General features: G+C 51.1%; 17 protein-coding genes. 6 read left to right on the top strand and 11 right to left on the bottom strand.

Annotated features, from left to right (window positions below):
• Nucleotides 1-128: 128 nt before the first annotated feature.
• The gene (locus Q4E93_RS04405) at nt 129-476 is read right to left on the bottom strand and encodes a 4Fe-4S dicluster domain-containing protein (protein ID WP_303582886.1); all 348 of its coding nucleotides are present in this window, start codon (nt 474-476) and stop codon (nt 129-131) included.
• 66 nt (nt 477-542) lie between these two features.
• Between Q4E93_RS04405 and Q4E93_RS04400 the strand changes: the two genes are divergently transcribed.
• A complete protein-coding gene (locus Q4E93_RS04400) occupies nt 543-1541 on the top strand; it encodes an acyl-CoA reductase (RefSeq protein ID WP_303582885.1) in 999 nt (332 codons plus the stop codon).
• 443 nt (nt 1542-1984) lie between these two features.
• On the top strand, nt 1985-3490 hold the full coding sequence (locus Q4E93_RS04395; protein ID WP_303582883.1) for a trypsin-like peptidase domain-containing protein: 1506 nt from the start codon (nt 1985-1987) through the stop codon (nt 3488-3490).
• Nucleotides 3491-3551: 61 nt separating this feature from the next.
• Here the strand turns inward: Q4E93_RS04395 and Q4E93_RS04390 are convergent, their stop codons facing one another.
• A complete protein-coding gene (locus Q4E93_RS04390; protein WP_303582881.1) occupies nt 3552-4832 on the bottom strand; it encodes an alpha-amylase family glycosyl hydrolase in 1281 nt (426 codons plus the stop codon).
• Nucleotides 4833-4919: 87 nt separating this feature from the next.
• On the opposite strand from Q4E93_RS04390, the gene Q4E93_RS04385 reads away from it, so the two are divergent.
• Nucleotides 4920-6134, top strand: coding sequence for a 4-hydroxy-3-methylbut-2-enyl diphosphate reductase (locus Q4E93_RS04385; RefSeq protein WP_303582879.1), 1215 nt, complete (start codon nt 4920-4922; stop codon nt 6132-6134).
• Nucleotides 6135-6211: 77 nt separating this feature from the next.
• Here the strand turns inward: Q4E93_RS04385 and accC are convergent, their stop codons facing one another.
• The 5 genes from accC to Q4E93_RS04360 all read right to left on the bottom strand — a co-directional run bounded on the left by accC (nt 6212) and on the right by Q4E93_RS04360 (nt 10852).
• Complete coding sequence (accC, locus tag Q4E93_RS04380; RefSeq protein WP_303582877.1) at nt 6212-7549, bottom strand: acetyl-CoA carboxylase biotin carboxylase subunit; 1338 nt, start codon at nt 7547-7549, stop codon at nt 6212-6214.
• Between the two features lie 19 nt (nt 7550-7568).
• Nucleotides 7569-8063, bottom strand: coding sequence for an acetyl-CoA carboxylase biotin carboxyl carrier protein (gene accB / locus Q4E93_RS04375; RefSeq protein WP_303582875.1), 495 nt, complete (start codon nt 8061-8063; stop codon nt 7569-7571).
• Between the two features lie 102 nt (nt 8064-8165).
• On the bottom strand, nt 8166-8729 hold the full coding sequence (gene efp, locus Q4E93_RS04370) for an elongation factor P (RefSeq protein ID WP_303582873.1): 564 nt from the start codon (nt 8727-8729) through the stop codon (nt 8166-8168).
• A gap of 154 nt (nt 8730-8883) precedes the next feature.
• Entirely contained in the window at nt 8884-10419 is a 1536-nt protein-coding gene (locus tag Q4E93_RS04365) for a M56 family metallopeptidase (RefSeq protein ID WP_303582871.1), read from the bottom strand.
• Between the two features lie 37 nt (nt 10420-10456).
• On the bottom strand, nt 10457-10852 hold the full coding sequence (locus tag Q4E93_RS04360) for a BlaI/MecI/CopY family transcriptional regulator (RefSeq protein ID WP_303582869.1): 396 nt from the start codon (nt 10850-10852) through the stop codon (nt 10457-10459).
• 155 nt (nt 10853-11007) lie between these two features.
• On the opposite strand from Q4E93_RS04360, the gene Q4E93_RS04355 reads away from it, so the two are divergent.
• Together Q4E93_RS04355 and mdh are read left to right on the top strand one after the other, a co-directional pair.
• Nucleotides 11008-11556 carry a TlpA family protein disulfide reductase gene (locus tag Q4E93_RS04355; protein ID WP_303582867.1) on the top strand — a complete coding sequence of 183 codons (549 nt, stop codon included), beginning with the start codon at nt 11008-11010 and terminating at the stop codon, nt 11554-11556.
• 65 nt (nt 11557-11621) lie between these two features.
• Complete coding sequence (gene mdh / locus Q4E93_RS04350; protein ID WP_303582865.1) at nt 11622-12554, top strand: malate dehydrogenase; 933 nt, start codon at nt 11622-11624, stop codon at nt 12552-12554.
• Between the two features lie 57 nt (nt 12555-12611).
• On the opposite strand, the gene Q4E93_RS04345 is transcribed toward mdh, so the two are convergent.
• From Q4E93_RS04345 to Q4E93_RS04330, 4 genes are read right to left on the bottom strand one after another with little or no spacing between them, the layout of a single operon-like run.
• The gene (locus tag Q4E93_RS04345; RefSeq protein WP_303582864.1) at nt 12612-13598 is read right to left on the bottom strand and encodes a glycosyltransferase family 9 protein; all 987 of its coding nucleotides are present in this window, start codon (nt 13596-13598) and stop codon (nt 12612-12614) included.
• 9 nt (nt 13599-13607) lie between these two features.
• Entirely contained in the window at nt 13608-14852 is a 1245-nt protein-coding gene (locus tag Q4E93_RS04340; protein ID WP_303582863.1) for an MFS transporter, read from the bottom strand.
• Between the two features lie 27 nt (nt 14853-14879).
• Nucleotides 14880-15566 (bottom strand): DedA family protein, encoded by a 687-nt coding sequence (locus Q4E93_RS04335; protein WP_303582862.1) that lies wholly within the window; start codon nt 15564-15566, stop codon nt 14880-14882.
• Nucleotides 15567-15589: 23 nt separating this feature from the next.
• A complete protein-coding gene (locus Q4E93_RS04330) occupies nt 15590-16837 on the bottom strand; it encodes a dicarboxylate/amino acid:cation symporter (protein ID WP_303582860.1) in 1248 nt (415 codons plus the stop codon).
• 209 nt (nt 16838-17046) lie between these two features.
• Between Q4E93_RS04330 and Q4E93_RS04325 the strand changes: the two genes are divergently transcribed.
• Complete coding sequence (locus Q4E93_RS04325) at nt 17047-18531, top strand: amino acid permease (protein WP_303582858.1); 1485 nt, start codon at nt 17047-17049, stop codon at nt 18529-18531.
• The last annotated feature ends 65 nt before the right edge of the window (nt 18532-18596 follow it).

The following is an 18596-nucleotide window of genomic DNA, read 5'->3' as shown; positions in this document are numbered from 1 at the left end:
TATCACCCGCCTATTTTCATGTAGCCAGGCTACATTCGTAAGACTCTCTTTTAAACTACCCTTAAGGTACTAATCTTGGACATTCAAATCCAAATTATACCTCATGTATTTATCCACACGGGGACTTTTTACAGGTGCAGCTTCTCTTTCTTCGCCAGCAGCTGCTCCACCGTCTCCTGGTACATCTCGTCCGGCACACAGCAATCCACCGGGCAGACAGCCGCACACTGCGGTTCTTCATGAAAACCCTGACACTCGGTGCATTTATTAGGAACGATATAATATGTATCCACACTTATAGGAGCATTCCGCAGGTTGGCATCTATGACATTGCCATCCAGCAGGGTAAATGCTCCTTTTACACTGGTGCCATCCGTGATCGCCCATTCCACACCACCTTCGTAGATGGCATTATTCGGACATTCCGGCTCGCAGGCCCCGCAATTGATACATTCTTCTGTTATTTTAATAGCCATATTTTGAAAATTAGGGGATGATTAAGGTTAATTTTGCTGTTTCGAAGACACAAATATAGTGTATCTATGAACTTGGAACAACGGATCGATGTATTGACAAAGCTAGGGAATTATTGCATATCCGAAGATCCCGCATGGCTAGCCGCCCAGCAGCGTGCCCACGCCGAAAATGGCTGGTTTACCCCGGAATTCATTCAGCTGGCCATCAAGCAGATAGCAAACGAATTTCTCCAAAAGGACAAGCTGACGGCATGGGCCCGCAAATATGACCTTCCCACGGAAAATCCTACCCCCAAGACCATCGGACTAACCATGGCCGGCAACATCCCCCTGGTAGGATTTCATGACTTTCTCAGCATTTTTATGACGGGTCACCGGCAGCTGATCAAGCCTTCTTCCCGCGACAACGTCCTTTTCAGGCATCTGCTCCAGCAACTGGAGACATACGATCCTGAGATCCCTTCCCTGGTCAGCTTTGCCGAGCGCCTCAACGGCTGCTACGCCTATATTGCCACCGGCAGCAATAATTCAGCCCGCTATTTTGACTATTATTTCGCCAAATACCCCCATATCATCCGCCGCAATCGTACCTCCGTGGCGGTGCTCACCGGGTTGGAAACCTACGAAGACCTGGACGGACTGGCCGATGACGTCTACCAGTATTTCGGGCTGGGATGCCGCAACGTCACCAAGCTGTACGTACCGGAAAAATATGATTTTCTATCCCTGCTGGAAGCGTTTCGCAGGTATAACTACCTCGCCGACCTTGCCAAATACAAGAATAATTACGACTATCAGCTCGCCATCCTTCTCCTGAATAAGAAATATTACATGACAAATGAGTCTATTCTGCTGGTGGAAGCCCCCTCCCCCTTCAGTGCCATCAGCGTATTGAACTATGAATATTACGCGCCTGGTGAAGATCCCACCCCCCGCCTCCTGGGCAACCCGGATATCCAATGCGTGGTAGCCCAGGGGCAAACCCATTTTGGCATGGCACAGCGACCGGGTCTCGCCGACTACGCTGACGGGGTGGACACCATGCAGTTCCTCACTGGACTCTGAGTTACCAGCTGCGAGCCATGAGTTACCAGCTGCGAGCCATGAGTTACCAGCTGCGAGCCATGAGCTATGAGCTACGAGCTACGAGCAAAGACCTATAAAAGACCGGCTCACAGCTCAAAGCTCGCTGCTCACAGCTTGTTTAAGACCTGCCTTTCTTTCCGGACAAGCTGCACACATGGCAGCCCGACTGCTATTTTTTCGCGGGTAAGAAATCCTTTCATACCCGGCATTTCTTTTGTAAATTTATAGGAGGACTTTTCGTTCTTCGCTGAAACTGAGCTTATAACAATGGCCCGGCCCTAGCGATCTACGAAGACCTTAGTAAATTTTTTGTTAAACCGGACCGTTGGTAAGACCATAATTAAAACCTTGGCGTTATTTTGCTGTCATACTATACGATCGAGGAAATGAATGTCTCAAACGAAAAAAATTTATAAATAATTATGAAAGCAAAACAAGTAGTAGCTGTAATTCTGATCAGTGCTTCGACCGCCGTTGCTACCATGTGGGGCTATAATCATGTCGCAGGTGGTAAGACAACCTATTATTATTCCCAGGACTCGGGGAAAGTTCCGGCCAATTATGCGAAATTCTTCGATGGCGATAAAGGCTCGGGACCCGGAGACTTTTCCGATGCAGCCAGCGCCGCCATCCCGGCTACGGTGCACATCAAGACAAAGACAGTCCGTACAGTGAGCAATAATCTCCCGAAGCGCAACCCCTTTTCCGACCTGTTTGGCATCGATCCCGATGACTTCTTCGGAAATGGCAATGGCATGCGCTCCATGCCGGAAATGGCTTCAGGCTCAGGCGTCATCATCAGCAACGATGGCTATATCGTCACCAACAACCACGTTGTGGATGGAGCCGACGAAGTGACGGTGACCCTCAGCAACAGAAAATCATTCAAGGCAAAAGTAATTGGCGCTGACCCCAGCAGCGATCTCGCTGTCGTAAAGGTAGATGCCCAGGGCTTACCCTTCCTGCTCTACGGAAATTCCGACGAGGTAAAGGTGGGGCAATGGGTGCTGGCAGTAGGTTACCCGCTCACGCTGGAAACGACGGTCACTGCCGGTATCGTCAGTGCCAAGGGCCGTACCCTCGACATCAACAAACGTCAGAGCCAAACCCCCGTTGAATCCTTTATCCAGACAGATGCTGCCGTCAATCCAGGCAACAGCGGAGGCCCCCTCATCAATACCCAGGGACAGCTGATCGGCATCAACTCGGCCATCGCCTCCCCCACGGGTTCCTATGCGGGCTATTCCTTCACGATCCCTGTCAACATCGTGAAAAAGATCGTCAGCGACATCATGAAGTTCGGTACCCCCCAGCGGGCATTCCTGGGCATCCAATACCCAAGGGACAACATGAGCGAAGACCAGAAAAAGGAACAGGGTATCAAGGACGGTGAAGGCGTTTATGTAATGGACGTTACTCCCGATGGTGCAGCCTTCCATGCAGGCTTAAAAAAAGGCGACCTCATCACGAAGCTGAATGGCAACCAGATCGCCACCGGTGCGGAAATGGTAGGACTCATCGCCACCTATAGCCCAGGCGAAAAGGTCCAGCTCACCTATAAGAGAGATGGCAAGGAGTATACGGTTCCCGTAGTATTGCGCAACAACTCAGGCACTACTTCGGTCGTCAAGACCTCTGTGTTGGACAAGTTGGGCGCCGCACTGGAAACCCTCTCCAAAAAAGATGCTGCTACCCTGGACGTGAAAGGCGGTGTTGTAGTAAAATCCATCACCGAAAACGGACTGATGGATAAATCCAGGATCCAGGAAGGATTCATCATCCTGAAAGCCAATGGACAGGAAGTAAAGAATGTGGAAGAGCTCCAGGCCATACTGCAGAAAGCATCCGGCACGGTTAAGCTGGAAGGCGTTTTTGCAGGCTATGAAGGCGTGTATACCTATCCTTTACGACTCAACAGCGGAGAATAAATAAAAAGATCTTCCCCATAAGAAGGGTTGACCCGGAGGTCAGCCCTTTTTCTTTTATAGATCAGTGCTTTTCAAATACGACATACCCCCATGGTTCCACCATTACCTGCGCTGTTCCGGCTATGTCGACCACGGTGCCCGTAAATATCTCTCTGAAAACGCCCGTCACCTGCCAATCGACGGTAGGTATGGTCAGCGATTCCCCCGAAATATTCAATGCCACCACCACTTCATGATCGCCCAGGGTGCGCACGAAGCCAAAGCAACGCCAGCTCTCGCCGGTGGATATGCGACGGGTAATGACGGCAGGATCGCCCCCTCTTAAGGCCGGGTTCCGCCGCCTGCATTCCAGCAGCGTCTTGTAAAAAGCATGCAGCTCACACTGACCCGTCCAGGCAATGGGATCTTTTTCAAAAAATTGCAGCCGCTTGTGGTTTGGCAGTTCCTGGCCGCTGTAGATCATGGGCATGCCGTCCCAGGTAGCGCACAATACGGCAAAAGGCCTGGCAGCATTCCCCATTCTTTCGTATTCACTGCCGCTGTGGGAATTCTCATCGTGGTTGGAAGTAAAGTAAACGCGTATTGCACCGGGCGGGAACATAGAGGTGTAATACATCAGTACCTCATCCAGCCCGTCCAGGCCCGACTCCTTTCTCCATACGGACTCCATCTTATGAAGGAACTTCCAGGTATAGGTGGCGTCGAAGACCTCATGGTAAGCGATCTCCTCGCATTCTGCCAACCAGAACAGGTCTTTCTTTACCTTGTCCAGCTCCGTCCTGGCCGCTTTCCAGAATTCCAGCGGCACCAGCATCGCCATATCGCAGCGAAACCCGTCGAGATCGCATTCCCGCAGCCAGAATGACATTGCCTCGATCATCTCCCGCCACAGATCCTTATTGTCATAGTTCAGGTCGATCACATCGTCCCAGCCATGCGCTTCATAGAACTGACCGTCCTGGTTCTTACGGTAATACTCGGGGTGCTCCCTGGTCCACCTGTGGTCCCAGCCAGTATGATTGGCCACCCAGTCGATGATGACCCGCATGCCCAGTTCATGAGCGGCCTTTACCAGACTTTTAAAATCGTCCAAAACGCCGTACTCCGGATTCACAGACACATAGTCGCTGCAGGCATAATAACTGCCCAGGGTTCCCTTGCGCTTTTCCAGGCTAATGGGAGTAACAGGCATAAACCAAAGAATGTCGATCCCCATGTCTTTGAGCCGGGGCAGCTCGCGGGCAAAAGCATTAAAAGACCCCTCGGGAGTATATTGTCGCAGATTAACTTCATAAATATTGGAACCGTAGGTCCATCCGGCACGTTGAAAAGGGACAGTCATGTTGCTTCGATCTTTTGCTTCGGGCGGGAAGTTAATATATATTCTCTTTCGCAACACACAAGTTTGTACCTTTGACAATCACAAGTAATGAAAACCTTCAACGTTCCCATCATCTACCGTAGCCCGCTGATCAGCGCCATAAAACAGCGGCGTAAACAGCAGGATAAAATGAAGAAGGATTTTGCACCCACCCTGCTGGAGCTGGGCAACTTGCATATTTACCTGGCCCGCCATTTCGGCTTTTGCTACGGGGTAGAGAACGCCATCGAAATATCTTTCCGGACCATTGAAGAGAACCCCGGCCGTCGCATCTTCCTGCTCAGCGAAATGATCCACAACCCACAGGTAAATGCAGACCTTCAATCCCGTGGGGTACGCTTCCTGCAGGACACCTACGGAAAACAGCTCATTCCATTCGAGGAGCTGAATGCAGATGATATTGTAATTATCCCCGCCTTCGGCACTACCCTGGAGATCGAAAACAAGCTGCATTCCATCGGCATTCATACGGAACAATACAACACTACCTGCCCTTTCGTGGAAAAAGTCTGGAACAGGTCTTCTCAGATTGCGAAAAAAGACTATACGATCATCGTCCATGGCAAACCGGGACATGAAGAGACAAGAGCCACCTTTTCCCACGCTGCGGCAGACACGCCTACCGTGGTGGTGAAAGACATGGAGGAAACAAAAGTACTGGCGGAATATATCAGGGGGTCAAGGCCAGCCAGTGAGTTCTATCACGCTTTCAAAGGACAATACAGCGAAGGGTTTGCCGTGGAGAAAGACCTCCGCCGCATTGGCGTGGTCAATCAGACCACCATGCTGGCCAGCGATACGCAGGCCATTGCGGATTATCTGAAGGCGACGATGATGGACACCCACGGGCTGGACGAAAGCACCATCGGGGAACGTTTCGCCGACACCCGCGACACCCTTTGTTATGCCACCCTGGACAACCAGTCCGCCGTCATTGGCCTGTTGGATACCCCTGCCGACCTCGCCATCGTCGTGGGCGGATATAATTCCTCCAATACTTCACACCTGGTGGAGCTATGTGAAGAGAAACTGCCGACCTACTTCATCAGCTCGGAAGAAAAGATCCTGTCCCCTACCGAGATCTTACACTACAACTTTCATAATAAGCAGGAAATAACAACGAAAGATTGGCTGCCTGAGCAAAAGCCCGCACGTATCCTCATCAGCAGCGGAGCTTCCTGCCCTGACGCACTGGTAGAATCCGTCATCAGCAAACTGGCCGGGTACTACAATGCCTCCGACAAACTCCAAACTCTTAAATAAGCTGCGAGCTACCAGCTTCGAGCTATGAGCAGGTCTTATTAGTCCCTGACTCGCAGCTCGCGGCTTCTCGCTCATAGCTACTGCATTTTAAAACCTTCCAGGAATTTAGTATTGAAGTCGCCGCTGCGGAAACGTTCGTCCTTCATCAGCTGCAGATGGAAAGGGATCGTGGTCTTGATACCCTCGATCACATATTCGCTCAGGGCGCGATGCATGGTATTGATCGCTTCCTCCCGGGTACGGGCTACCGCAATGATCTTGGCGATCATGCTGTCGTAATAAGGAGGAATGGTATACCCCGCATAAGCATGCGAATCCACCCGGATCCCATGTCCGCCGGGCTGGTGAAGTACAGTGATCCGGCCCGGGGAAGGCCTGAAATCATTATACGGGTCTTCAGCATTGATACGGCATTCGATGGCGTGTCCCTGCGGCTCGTAATTGAGGCCGCTGATGGGTTCGCCCGCCGCTATTTTGATCTGTTCTTTGATCAGGTCGAAATTCACCACCTCTTCCGTCACGCAATGTTCCACCTGGATACGCGTGTTCATCTCCATGAAATAGAAGTTGCGATGTTTGTCCACGAGGAACTCGATGGTGCCCACGCTCTCATAATTGATGGCTGAAGCCGCCTTGATAGCTGCATCCCCCATGCGCTTGCGCAATTCCGGGGTCATAAAAGGCGAAGGAGATTCCTCCACCAGCTTCTGATGACGCCGTTGGATAGAACAGTCCCTTTCGCTGAGATGGCAGACCTTCCCATATTGGTCACCTGCGACCTGGATCTCGATATGACGCGGCTCTTCCACGAATTTCTCCATGTAAATGCCGTCATTCTTGAATGAGGCGCCCGCTTCGGCCTTGGCGGTATTATAAGCCCGCTCCATCTCTTCCTCCGCCCAAACGACGCGCATCCCCTTGCCACCACCGCCGGCCGTAGCCTTGAGGATGATGGGATACCCTACTTCCCTGGCCAGCCCTTTCGCCTGGTCCAGGCTTTCCAGCAGCCCTTCGCCACCGGGAACCACCGGCACGCCGGCCGCGATCATGGTCTCCTTGGCCGTGATCTTATCCCCCATGGAATTGATCATGGCAGGAGTGGGACCGATAAACTTAATGCCGTGCTCGCCACAGATCTCCGCAAAACGCGCATTCTCAGCCAGGAATCCATATCCCGGATGGATCGCATCGGCATTGGTGATCTCGGCGGCAGCCATAATATGAGGGATATTCAGGTAAGAATCAAAGCTGGCCGGCTTGCCTATACATACCGCTTCATCGGCAAACCTGACATGCAGGCTGTCTTTATCTGCAGTAGAGTAGACCGCAACGGTCTTGATACCCATCTCACGACAGGTACGGATGACCCGGAGGGCGATCTCTCCTCTGTTGGCAATCAGTATCTTTTTAAACATTCTGACTATTTTGTGGTAACTAAGCAGGTTCTACCAGGAACAAAGGTTGGTCATATTCCACTGGCGAGGCATCCTCTGCAAGCACTTTTACGATCCTGCCTTTTACTTCGCTTTCTATCTCATTGAAAAGCTTCATGGCCTCTATGATGCAAACTACTTTTCCCGGCTCGATCTCGTCACCCACGTTCACAAACGAAGGCTTGTCCGGGGATGGACTGCGGTAGAAAGTTCCGATCATCGGGCTCTTTATAGTGACGGTATTACCGGCGGGCGCTTCAGCGGCTTTGGCAGGTTTTTCAGATGCAGAGACTGCCGCAGGCTGCTGAGCGACTGGGGCCGAACCAGCAGCCATGGCTGCCATGGGCTGCGCCTGCATGGGGGCAGCGATCAGTTGCTGAACGGGTTCTTCTTTTTGCTTGATCGTCAATTTAAATCCTTTCTCCTCTATGCTAACTTCTCCAATATTTGACTTATTGATCATCTTGATCAGTTCCTGAATCTGTTTAAAATCCATATGGATGAATTTACAGTGTTTGGGCGGCAAATTAGGGATTAAAGCTAAAAATACCCAAAAACACCGGTGAAATTTAAAAATTCAACGGTCTGACAATCAGTACTATTTCACCCTTTCCACATACTCACCCGTCTTGGTGTTGACACGGATGAGCTCGCCTTCATTCACAAACAACGGTACATTCACCGTGGCGCCCGTCTCAATAGTCGCAGGTTTCAACGTACGGGTAGCCGTATCCCCTTTCATGCCCGGCTCGGAATAGGTCACTAAAACAACGATCTTATCAGGTAATTCAACGCTCATGGGTTGTTCCGTCTCGGTATTGATCAATACGGAAACTTCCTGTGCTTCTTTTAAGAATTGGGGAGCATCGATCAGATGTTCTTGCAGGGCAATCTGCTCGAACGTTTCATTATCCATGAAGTTATAGCCCGTGTCATCCTTATACAGGTATTGAAAGGCCTTTCTTTCCACGCGCACCGGGTATATGGTATCGCCGCTGTTCCAGGTCTTCTCGATAGAGCGGGAATTATCCACCCCCTTCAGCTTGGCCCAAACTTTTGCTGCGGCCCGGGCTGTCTTGTTCTCGCCGAACTCAACGACGGTGTATAGACTGCCGTCCAATTTGATGATCATACCACGACTGATGTCTGCTGTATTTGCCATATATCCAGTAATATTTTACCTCCCCGGTTTCCACGAGGCGGGGGGCAAATCTACGGCAAAAACAACACCCGGCCAAGACCGAAAGGAACGATTCCCCCCGGCGCCGACAGAAAAACCCCCTTACGGGGGTTCCTGATATAAAGATACGTCGATCTCAATGACGATGATCCTCAGGTTTTCCGGCGGCAGGAAACTTGTAATGGACACTATCCGCAGTAAAGATCATCGTATCTTTCATTCCAACGATGACCATAGAAACTGCCCCCTTGTAGCCTTCGGATTTGGTCTTGATGTTCACCACCCCATTTCGCCCCTTTTCCCCATGTAATGCCCTTCCCGACTCCCCCTTCAGCACCTCGATCGATGCGATGCTGTTCTGGTCCAGCTTCCTCATCTCTTCATAGGAAGTCTCCACTCCATCGACAAAGATCAGGCATTGTGCGAATATACTGTCCACGGATCTGCTTTCCACCGTGACGAGCTGCAAAGTATCCCTGGTCTTTGCACGACCGCCGTCTGCGCCAGCTTCCATCTGGACAGGCACCCGCTTGCCGTCTTTCAGCCGGACCTCACCTTTCTTCACATAGTTCTTTGTATACACCAGCACAACGCCATTCTTTCCCCTTGGCCCAAACGCCCCAGCAGCTTTCAGGACATTGACGGAAGCAATATCAGCCTGGTTCACTTTCGACAAACCTTCTTCCGCCTCCACCTCGTCAATGACGATCATAGGCTTGGTGTCTTTCTGCTGGAGGGTAATCTTGCTCAGATAATTTTTCACCGGGGTCGTATCCAGCTTACTAACAGTAGCCTGCCGATGCACATGCATAGCTACTTTGTCCCGGAATGCCAGGAGCAATACGCCCAGCATGGGCACTATAAAAAGGAACTTCAGCAGATGAAGATGGGTGCTTTTAGATCTGTTCATCATAATAATGCGTTTTTTAAGAGAAGAAAAATTAAAATTATTGGCCAGGCGATAGCAGGGTGCGCCGATGACTTTCAGCAAATGGTACTGATAGCTTTTCCTGTCCAGGCCGCTGGCCAGGACCTGCTGATCCGCAATGAACTCCAGGTTCTGCCGGATGGCATGACGGATAAGCCAGCTGAAAGGATTGAACCAGCATGCAATGCACAACAATTCCGCCAGTATGATGTCCACCGTATGCTTTTGCCGGACATGCACATACTCATGCAGGATGATCTCATCCCACTCTTTTTCCGTATGCAGTCGCGCATTTACATAAATCGCATTCCCGAAAGAAAAGGGAATGATGGGCTTATCCACCTGGTAAACCGCTACCGCCGCGTCCCGTACCAGGGTAGCCTCTTTCCGAATGCTGCGGAGCGACATCCATCTCATGAGCAGCCGACCGGTCAGTACCAATGATCCCAGCGCCACCAAATACAGCAGTAAATTCCAACCAGTGAAGACGGGTGCCGCCGTCGCGGTCTGCACCGCCGTAATAGCAGGGATATAGCTGATCACCCTGACCTTACCCGAGATCGCCTCCTCAGCAGGCAGTACAATATGGATCAGCGGAAGTAAAAAGGACAGGATCGCATACCCCAGCAGATACCATCTGTTCATCGTATAAAAGGTCAGCCTGCGCAGCAGCAGCTGGTAGAGACACCAGATAATGGCCAGTGAGATCGAACATTTCAGCAGGTATAAAACAATCGAAGGCATATGTATCAGTTAACTGTATAAAAAGATAATCCCGCTCCTATTCCCCTTTGCCCCCCGGATGCTGGCCTGCCCCGGTGCCCGACCGCTCTATCAGGTCAATGATCTCCTTCAGCTCCCGCGCACTCAGCTTCTTTTCCTCTACAAAAAAGTTCACCAGTTCTTTATAGCTGTCGGCGAAATAATCCTTTACAAACCCATTCATGAATTTCTTCTTATACTCGTCTTCGGTGATAGCCGCCTTGTACAGGTACGCATTCCCGATAAGACGGCTCGTCAGAAAACCCTTCTTTTCAAGGTTCTTGATCGTGGAAGCCAGGGTCGTATAAGGGGGCTTCGGCGCCTCCATATTTTCCAGAAATGCCTTTACATTTCCCTCTCCCACCTTCCATACGGCCTGCATAGCCTCTTCTTCCTGCATGGTAAGTTTTTCCATATAATTACGAAGTTTTCGTAAAGCTACGAGTTTTTCGTAATAAACAAATAAAAAGTTCCGGTTTTCGTTAAACTTTTAATTTTACACTTCGATCTAAAGTTCGAAATTGGCTGGACCGCACCCTGGGTGCATTCAATTAAACAGAAAATAGCAAGATGAAAAAAGCATTCCTGATCGTACTCGCATTCGCCGGTTCTCATTTCCTTTTTGCCCAGCAACCGCAACAGCCTGCCCAGACCACGGCCACCGTCGCCCAGGACCAGGCACCCTATCTCAAATATCCCACTGTCCCCCCCTTTCACCTGCTGAAATTGGACAGCACCACCTATCTGACAAAAGACGACCTGAAAAAACATCACCGGACACTGGTCATGTTCTTCAGCCCGGATTGCGACCATTGCAAACACCAGACGGAATCCATCCTGGCCGACTTTGCCGATTTTAAGGACATAGAGATCATTATGGCCACCTATCAGCCCTTTTCGGAGATGAAAGAGTTCAATACCCATTACCGTCTCTTCGAGCACCCCAACATCAAAATAGGCCGGGACGAAAAATTCTTCTTAGCTCCCTTCTATAAAATACGCAACCTGCCCTACCTGGCGCTTTACGACAAAAAGGGCAACCTGATCACCACTTTCGAAGGCACGCAGAAAGTCGACACCATCGTGAAAGCCTTTCAGCAAAAAGCAAGTGAAGATTAGTCATTGACTAGCTCAATACCCCTACCTTTGCTCCGCAAATAATTTTGTCACTTATAAAATATAGAATGATGAAAGTTACGGTTGTAGGTGCAGGTGCCGTAGGCGCAACCTGCGCTGATAATATCGCCCGTGCAGCATTAGCCCAGGAACTGGTGCTGTTGGACATCAAGGAAGGATTAGCCGAAGGAAAGGCCCAGGATATGATGCAAACCGCCGCTCTGCTGGGTTTCGACACCCGCATCACCGGCAGCACCAATGATTATTCCAAAACTGCCGGCAGCGACGTGGTGGTCATCACCTCAGGCCTGCCCCGCAAGCCCGGAATGACCCGTGAAGAGCTGATCGGCACCAACGCCGGCATCGTAAAAGGCGTGGCGGAAAACATCCTCAAACATTCGCCCGACGCGATCATTATCATCATCAGCAACCCCATGGATACGATGACCTACCTGGCTCTCACCGCCACAGGTCTTCCAAAACAACGTATCATCGGTATGGGCGGCACCCTCGATAGCGCCCGTTTCAAATATCAGCTGAGTCAACATCTGGGATGTAGCCCTGCAGACCTGAATGCGGTGGTCGTCGGCGGTCACGGAGACACTACGATGATCCCCCTCATCCGCCTGGCTACCTGGAACAGCGCTCCAGTGACCAAATTCCTTTCCGAAGAGCAGCAGAAGCAGATCGTCGCCGATACCATGGTAGGCGGCGCCACCCTCACCAAGCTCATCGGAACCTCTGCATGGTATGCGCCCGGAGCGGCAGGAGCAGCGCTGGTGGAAAGCATCCTGCGGGATGAAAAGAAATTATTCACCTGCTGTGTTTCTCTCAATGGGGAATACGGGCAAAAGGACATCTGTCTGGGCGTTCCCGTCGTCATAGGGCGCAATGGATGGGAAAAGATCCTCGATTTCGGCCTGAACGCAGAAGAGCAGGCCCTCTTTAATAAGAGCGCCGAGGCAGTTCGCAGCATGAATGATGTACTGAAGACACTGTAACCTTCAGGCTGAAGATATAATACCAACCCCTGGCATCACCTGATCGCCGGGGGTTTTTTAGTGGCGCAGCTTCATCGCGGCCTTTGCGATCTTATCGGCAGACTGCTGCTCCATGCATTTGAAGTGTCCCTTCGGACACTTCTTATACCCGATCTTTGAACAGGGACGACAGGACAGCGGCCTGACCTCCATCACCTCATGGGGCTGGCCCTTGGTCCCGTAATAAGGAGACATACCAAACTCAGGTACTGTATTGCCCCAGACAGAAACAATGGGACGCCCGAAGGCAGCCGCAATATGCATAAGGCCCGTATCGTGTGTCACCACCGACTTTGCCAGCCGCACCAGTCCCGCCGATTCATTCAGGTTGAACTTCCCACAGGCATTGTAGATCCGGATAGGGTCCATGGCCGCCAGCTGATCTCCCAGCGCCGCGTCCTCAGGGCCGCCCAGCAGGATCAACGGATGCGCCATAGCGGCACAAACTTCTTTTAGTTTATGCAGTGGCAGCTGCTTGGTTGCCAATGCCGCGCCGATGACCACCCCAATATACCCCGCCTGGTGGGCAGTGGGAATATCTTCCGGCTTCAGCTCATCGGCCTTCGGTATAAAATAGTCCAGTCCCGCCCCGTCATTGCGCACTCCAAAGGAACGTAGCGTATCCAGATACCGGTCCACGATATGTTCGTCCGGCATCCGGTTCCATTTAAAATTCGTGTACAGCCATTTCTCTATGTTCAGCTTGTTGAAGGAGAAAGCTTTTTTGCCCAGCGCTTTCTTCACTTTCAGCGTCCGGACATTATGATGGAGGTCGATGATATAATCGAAATCCTCCGCCCGCAGGTCCTTCATCATCCCCTCCCAGTCATCCCCCAGTAAATGAAGCTTGTCGATATAAGGATTGGCCTCCAGCACAGGCCGGAAAGCAGCCTTCGTCAGAAAATGCACTTCAGCTGTGACTACCTGACGCTTCAGACACCTCACCACGGGTGTGGTGAGCACGATATCCCCGATGGAGCTAAAGCGAATGATGAGAAACTTCATTTCACAAATTTATGCCGGCTCGATATAGTCCAGGTCTTTTCCAAAAGTTTCTTCCGTAAGGATCAAAGAAATGAAAGAGATGGTGAATACGATGATGCCCGTGATCCAGGCGCTTTTCAGGTAGTCAAAGTTTCCTTGCAGGCTGACGAACAGCAGGGACACCAGGTTCAGCGACCCCCTGGCCATATTAGGCGCTGTGGTCGCCACGGTAGCCCGGATATTTGTACCGAATTGCTCGGCAGCCATGGTGACGAACATCGCCCAGAAACCTGTGCCAAAACCCAGGCAGGCGCAAACCACATACATCGTCGTGGATGACTGTCCGTCGAGACTGAAGAACCAGAAAATGGACAGCACTGTAATAATATTAAAGATATACAATGACTTCTTACGGCTTCTCAGCCACTGGCTCACAAAACCGATGAGAACGTCTCCAATGGAAATAGCTGCATAGGCCACCATCACCGCTTTTCCGGGGTCCACCGCGCCCTTGATATTCAGTTTGGCGGCAAACTTATCGGAGAAAGAGATCAGGATACCAATGACAAACCAGTTCGGCAGGGCTATCAGGATGGCCGTGAGATATTTTTTCAGCCGCTTGCCATTGGTGAACAGCATCAGGAAATCCCCCTTTCGTACCTTTTCGCTCGTTTCGATGCTCTTGAACATCCCGGATTCCAGCACCCCCACCCGAAGGAATAGCAGGAGGAAGCCCAGCCCACCCCCGATGAAATAACAGGTGCGCCAACCCTCGCCGTTGGGTCCAACCAACCATACCCGTATAAAATAGGCAAATACCGCTCCGCTGAGCCCGATCCCCGCTACTAGGGAAGTAGCCAGACCGCGCCGCTCCTTTGGCATCAGCTCGCTCACCAAAGTAATACCCGCACCGAGCTCGCCCGCCAGCCCAAGTCCCGTAATAAAACGAACGATCTCATATTGCGTCACATTCTGCACAAAACCATTGGCAATATTTCCCAGGGAGTAGAGAATAATGGATGCGTATAATACTTTCAGCCGGCCTTTTTTGTCTCCCAATACACCCCAGATAATGCCTCCTACGAGAAGTCCCAGCATCTGGATATTGATGATCCGCAGACCGTCTTTTGCGATACTGTCCGCATTCAGCCCCAAAGACCTTAAAGAGGGTACCCGGATAATACTGAAAAGCAGGAGATCATAGATATCTACAAAATAGCCCAATGCCCCGACGATGACAGCCAGGTTAAAAAGAGGAAGTTTTTTTTGTTCCATGTAAGCAATACGTTTTTAAAAGGATATTTATTTCCCTGCAGCCGATTTTTTGTTCCCGAAGAACAGCTTGTACAGAACAGGAAAGGTGGTGATCACCACGATGCCGATGACGATGACCTCCAGGTGTTTCGTCAGGTCAAATCCATACCTGGTCATGACAAACTTTTGAAGATAGTGTCCCGCGAAAAGCATGGCAAAAACCCAGGCGATACAACCGATGATATTATAAAGCATGAACTTTCTCCTGTCCATCGATACGATGCCGGCGATGATGGGCGCAAAGGTCCGGACGATCGGTAGAAAGCGGGCGAAGACGATCGCCTGTCCTCCATGCTTGTCATAGAACTCCTTTGCCTGGAATAAATACCGTTGCTTGAAAAAAAAGCTGTCCTTCCGGTGGAAAAGGAAAGGACCGCTTTTCCGGCCAAACCAATACCCGAGTGCATTCCCAATGATGCCCGCCGCCGACACCAATATCAGCAGGATCGCCAGGTCGAGAAAATCACTCCCCGTCCCTCCCGGCAAAAGACTGGCGATCAGCTTGCCGCTGTAAATACCTGCCACGAAAAGAAGACTGTCGCCCGGGAGAAAAAAGCCGACCATCAGACCGGTCTCAGCGAAGACGATGAATAACAGAACCCATAAGCCGCCATTATTGATATAAAAGTCAGGATTAAGGAGATCTTTCCAGGTAAAAACCAAAAGTTCGATCATAAAAAAGGTGCCATTTAAAGGTGCTATTTATAGGTATTCACAGCGGTTTCTCCCAGTTCACCTTCCCACTTGCTCACCACCACTGCTGCAATGCTGTTTCCCAAAACATTTGTTGCGCTCCGCGCCATGTCCAAGATCTGGTCGATCCCCAAAAGTAACAACAATCCCTGCTGCGGAATATTATATAATGACAAGGTTCCCGCGATCACCACCAGGGACGCCCTCGGAACACCCGCGATCCCCTTACTGGTGAGCATTAGCACCAGCAGCATCGAGATCTCCTGCCCGATGGTCAAAGGAATGCCATAGGCCTGTGCAATGAAAAGAGAAGCAAACGTCATATACAGCATGCTCCCGTCCAGATTGAAGGAATATCCCAGGGGCAGGACAAAGCTGACGATCTTTGGAGGACACCCGAATGCCTCCAGTTCCTGGATCAGCCGGGGAAAAGCAGCCTCCGAGCTGGCCGTGCTGAAAGCCAGCAGGATCATATCTTTTACGGCAATGGCCAGGTAGATCACCCGCTTTCCAACGAAGATGGAAGCTATCAGCAGGAGGATCAGCCAAAGCCCGAGAATGCTCAGGTAGAAGCTGATGATAAATTTCCCATAGGTCACCAGCAGTTCCGGTCCCTTCACCGCCAGGACAGAAGCGATGGCCGCCATGGCAGCGACGGGTGCAAAGTACATGACATATCCCGTCACCCGGAGGATCACATGCGCCACGGCATCCAGTCCTTTGATGACGATCTTGCCCTGTTCGCCAATGCTTGCCGTGGCGATCCCAAAGAACACGGCAAATACAACGATTTGCAATATCTCATTACCCGCCATCGCCTCGAAGATGCTGCGGGGGAAAACATGCGTGATAAAAGTTTTGAAGGAAAGGGAGGTTTGCTCAATACCCGTTGCGGCATTGGCGGCCGGCAAAGGCAGCGCCAGCTCATTCCCTAATTCCAGGCTATTCATGATCACCATACCCAGCAACAGGGACATCAGCGATGCGCCCATGAACCACAGCAATGTCTTTCCCCCGATGCGTCCCACCGACTTCACATCCCCCAGCTTAGCGATCCCCACCACCAAGGTGCTAAATACAAGCGGCGCAATGATCATTTTGATCAGGCGAAGGAATATATCAGTTAAAACCGAAATACCTCCGGAAAAACTATCGATCGTTTGTGCAGATCCGGTGTAATGTACCCAGAGTCCCACGACCACCCCCAGCACCATCGCAATCATAATCCAGCTCGTAAGACTGATCTTCCGCATAGTTGGCCTTTCTTTAAGGTGCAAAAAATCGAAAAATCCTGACTTGGCAAAACTTTAATCCATAAAAACGACCCGCTGGTAAGAATTGGAGCCTCATTATTAAATATTTGTTTATTTTACGACCCTGAATTGTCACACATACATGATTCACCTTATTGTTCACCCCATGCGGGCCGCAGGTCCGCTTAACTGATCAAAACAGCTTTAATATGAGTTTATTTCGAAAGAAGTCTTTAGATGTCCTCATGTCCCAGGCGGGAGACTCCGAAAAGGGACTTAAACGAACCTTGGGGGCGGGAAGCCTGATCGCCCTGGGAATCGGCGCCATTATCGGCGCCGGTCTGTTTGTAAGGACCGCGGCGGCGGCGGGCGAACATGCGGGCTCTGCCGTCACCATTTCCTTCATCGTCGCCGCCATCGGTTGCGCTTTTGCCGGACTTTGCTATGCAGAGTTTGCTTCCATGATCCCCATTGCAGGCAGCGCCTATACTTATGCTTATGCTACGATGGGAGAGCTGATAGCCTGGATCATAGGCTGGGCCCTGATCCTCGAATATGCCCTGGGAGCTGCCACTGTTTCCATTGCCTGGAGCGAGTTCCTGAACAAGCTGGTAGGAGGAGCCATCCCTTTTGAGTGGTCTCATTCGCCTTTCGAACGGGCCCTGGACGCCAGCGGTGTCATGCATCATGGGATCATCAATGCGCCCGCTCTTCTCATCCTTTTGCTCCTGTCCCTTCTATTGATAAAAGGTACCCAGGAATCTGCCACCGTCAACGCGATCATCGTGTTCGTTAAAGTAGCTATTGTTCTGGTATTCATCGCTGTAGGCTGGCAGTTCATCAACCCCTCCAATCACCATCCCTACCTGATACCCGCAGATGCCCCGCCCGCGCAGCTCCGGGATGGCACCTTCTATAGTTATACGGGCTTCTTCCGACATGGCTGGGGAGGCGTATTGACCGGGGCGGCTATCGTATTTTTTGCTTTCATCGGTTTTGATGCGGTCTCCACGGCAGCCCAGGAAGCCAAGAACCCCAGTAAGGACATGCCCATCGGCATCCTGGGGTCGCTGGTCATCTGCACCGTCCTGTATATCCTCTTTTCCTACGTGCTTACCGGCGTAGCGCCTTATACGGATTTCGTAAAAGCAGGTAAGGAAGCGTCTGTGGCTTATGCCATCGATACCTACATGCATGGCTATGGCTGGTTGGCCTCCCTGGTAACCATCGGTATCCTGGCAGGTTTTTCCTCGGTCATCCTGGTAATGCTCCTGGGCCAAAGCCGTGTATTTTATACCATGGCTACTGATGGCCTGCTGCCGAAGGTATTCTGTGCGCTTCACCCGAAGTTCCGCACACCGTACAAGTCTAATCTCATCCTGTTCGTATTTGTAGGCCTGTTTGCGGCATTCGTCCCGGGTAGTGTTGCCGGGGATCTGACAAGCATCGGGACCCTCTTTGCTTTTGTGCTGGTTTGTGTGGGTGTAATGATCCTGCGGAAAAATGACCCGGGCCGGGCCCGTCCTTTTAAGACTCCCCTGGTGCCATTGGTACCCATATTAGGGATGCTGGTCTGTACTGCCATGATCGTTTCCCTGGATTCCACCACCCTGCTGACCGCCTTTTTCTGGATGATCATAGGGCTGGTGGTATATTTTAGCTACAGCAAGAACAATAGCAAGCTGAAAGCCTGATAAAAGCTTAATTTATGTGAGGGCAGCCCATTTTTTCTTCCGGGCTGCCCTCTTTTCAATAACGA

The organism is Flavitalea plasmicola (assembly GCF_030546645.1).
GTDB lineage: Bacteria > Bacteroidota > Bacteroidia > Chitinophagales > Chitinophagaceae > Puia.
Note: the sequence above shows the minus strand (reverse complement) of the source record. Positions and strands in the feature narration are given on the sequence as shown.

Coding starts and splice junctions, on each gene's coding strand:
- Q4E93_RS04400 (WP_303582885.1), top strand. CDS start 543: ATGAACTTGGAACAACGGATCGATGTATTGACAAAGCTAGGGAATTAT.
- Q4E93_RS04355 (WP_303582867.1), top strand. CDS start 11,008: ATGAAAAAAGCATTCCTGATCGTACTCGCATTCGCCGGTTCTCATTTC.
- efp (WP_303582873.1), bottom strand. CDS start 8,729: ATGGCAAATACAGCAGACATCAGTCGTGGTATGATCATCAAATTGGAC.
- Q4E93_RS04335 (WP_303582862.1), bottom strand. CDS start 15,566: ATGATCGAACTTTTGGTTTTTACCTGGAAAGATCTCCTTAATCCTGAC.
- Q4E93_RS04330 (WP_303582860.1), bottom strand. CDS start 16,837: ATGCGGAAGATCAGTCTTACGAGCTGGATTATGATTGCGATGGTGCTG.
- Q4E93_RS04325 (WP_303582858.1), top strand. CDS start 17,047: ATGAGTTTATTTCGAAAGAAGTCTTTAGATGTCCTCATGTCCCAGGCG.
- mdh (WP_303582865.1), top strand. CDS start 11,622: ATGATGAAAGTTACGGTTGTAGGTGCAGGTGCCGTAGGCGCAACCTGC.
- Q4E93_RS04340 (WP_303582863.1), bottom strand. CDS start 14,852: ATGGAACAAAAAAAACTTCCTCTTTTTAACCTGGCTGTCATCGTCGGG.
- Q4E93_RS04405 (WP_303582886.1), bottom strand. CDS start 476: ATGGCTATTAAAATAACAGAAGAATGTATCAATTGCGGGGCCTGCGAG.
- Q4E93_RS04390 (WP_303582881.1), bottom strand. CDS start 4,832: ATGACTGTCCCTTTTCAACGTGCCGGATGGACCTACGGTTCCAATATT.
- Q4E93_RS04365 (WP_303582871.1), bottom strand. CDS start 10,419: ATGCCTTCGATTGTTTTATACCTGCTGAAATGTTCGATCTCACTGGCC.
- Q4E93_RS04360 (WP_303582869.1), bottom strand. CDS start 10,852: ATGGAAAAACTTACCATGCAGGAAGAAGAGGCTATGCAGGCCGTATGG.
- accB (WP_303582875.1), bottom strand. CDS start 8,063: ATGGATTTTAAACAGATTCAGGAACTGATCAAGATGATCAATAAGTCA.
- Q4E93_RS04395 (WP_303582883.1), top strand. CDS start 1,985: ATGAAAGCAAAACAAGTAGTAGCTGTAATTCTGATCAGTGCTTCGACC.
- accC (WP_303582877.1), bottom strand. CDS start 7,549: ATGTTTAAAAAGATACTGATTGCCAACAGAGGAGAGATCGCCCTCCGG.
- Q4E93_RS04345 (WP_303582864.1), bottom strand. CDS start 13,598: ATGAAGTTTCTCATCATTCGCTTTAGCTCCATCGGGGATATCGTGCTC.
- Q4E93_RS04385 (WP_303582879.1), top strand. CDS start 4,920: ATGAAAACCTTCAACGTTCCCATCATCTACCGTAGCCCGCTGATCAGC.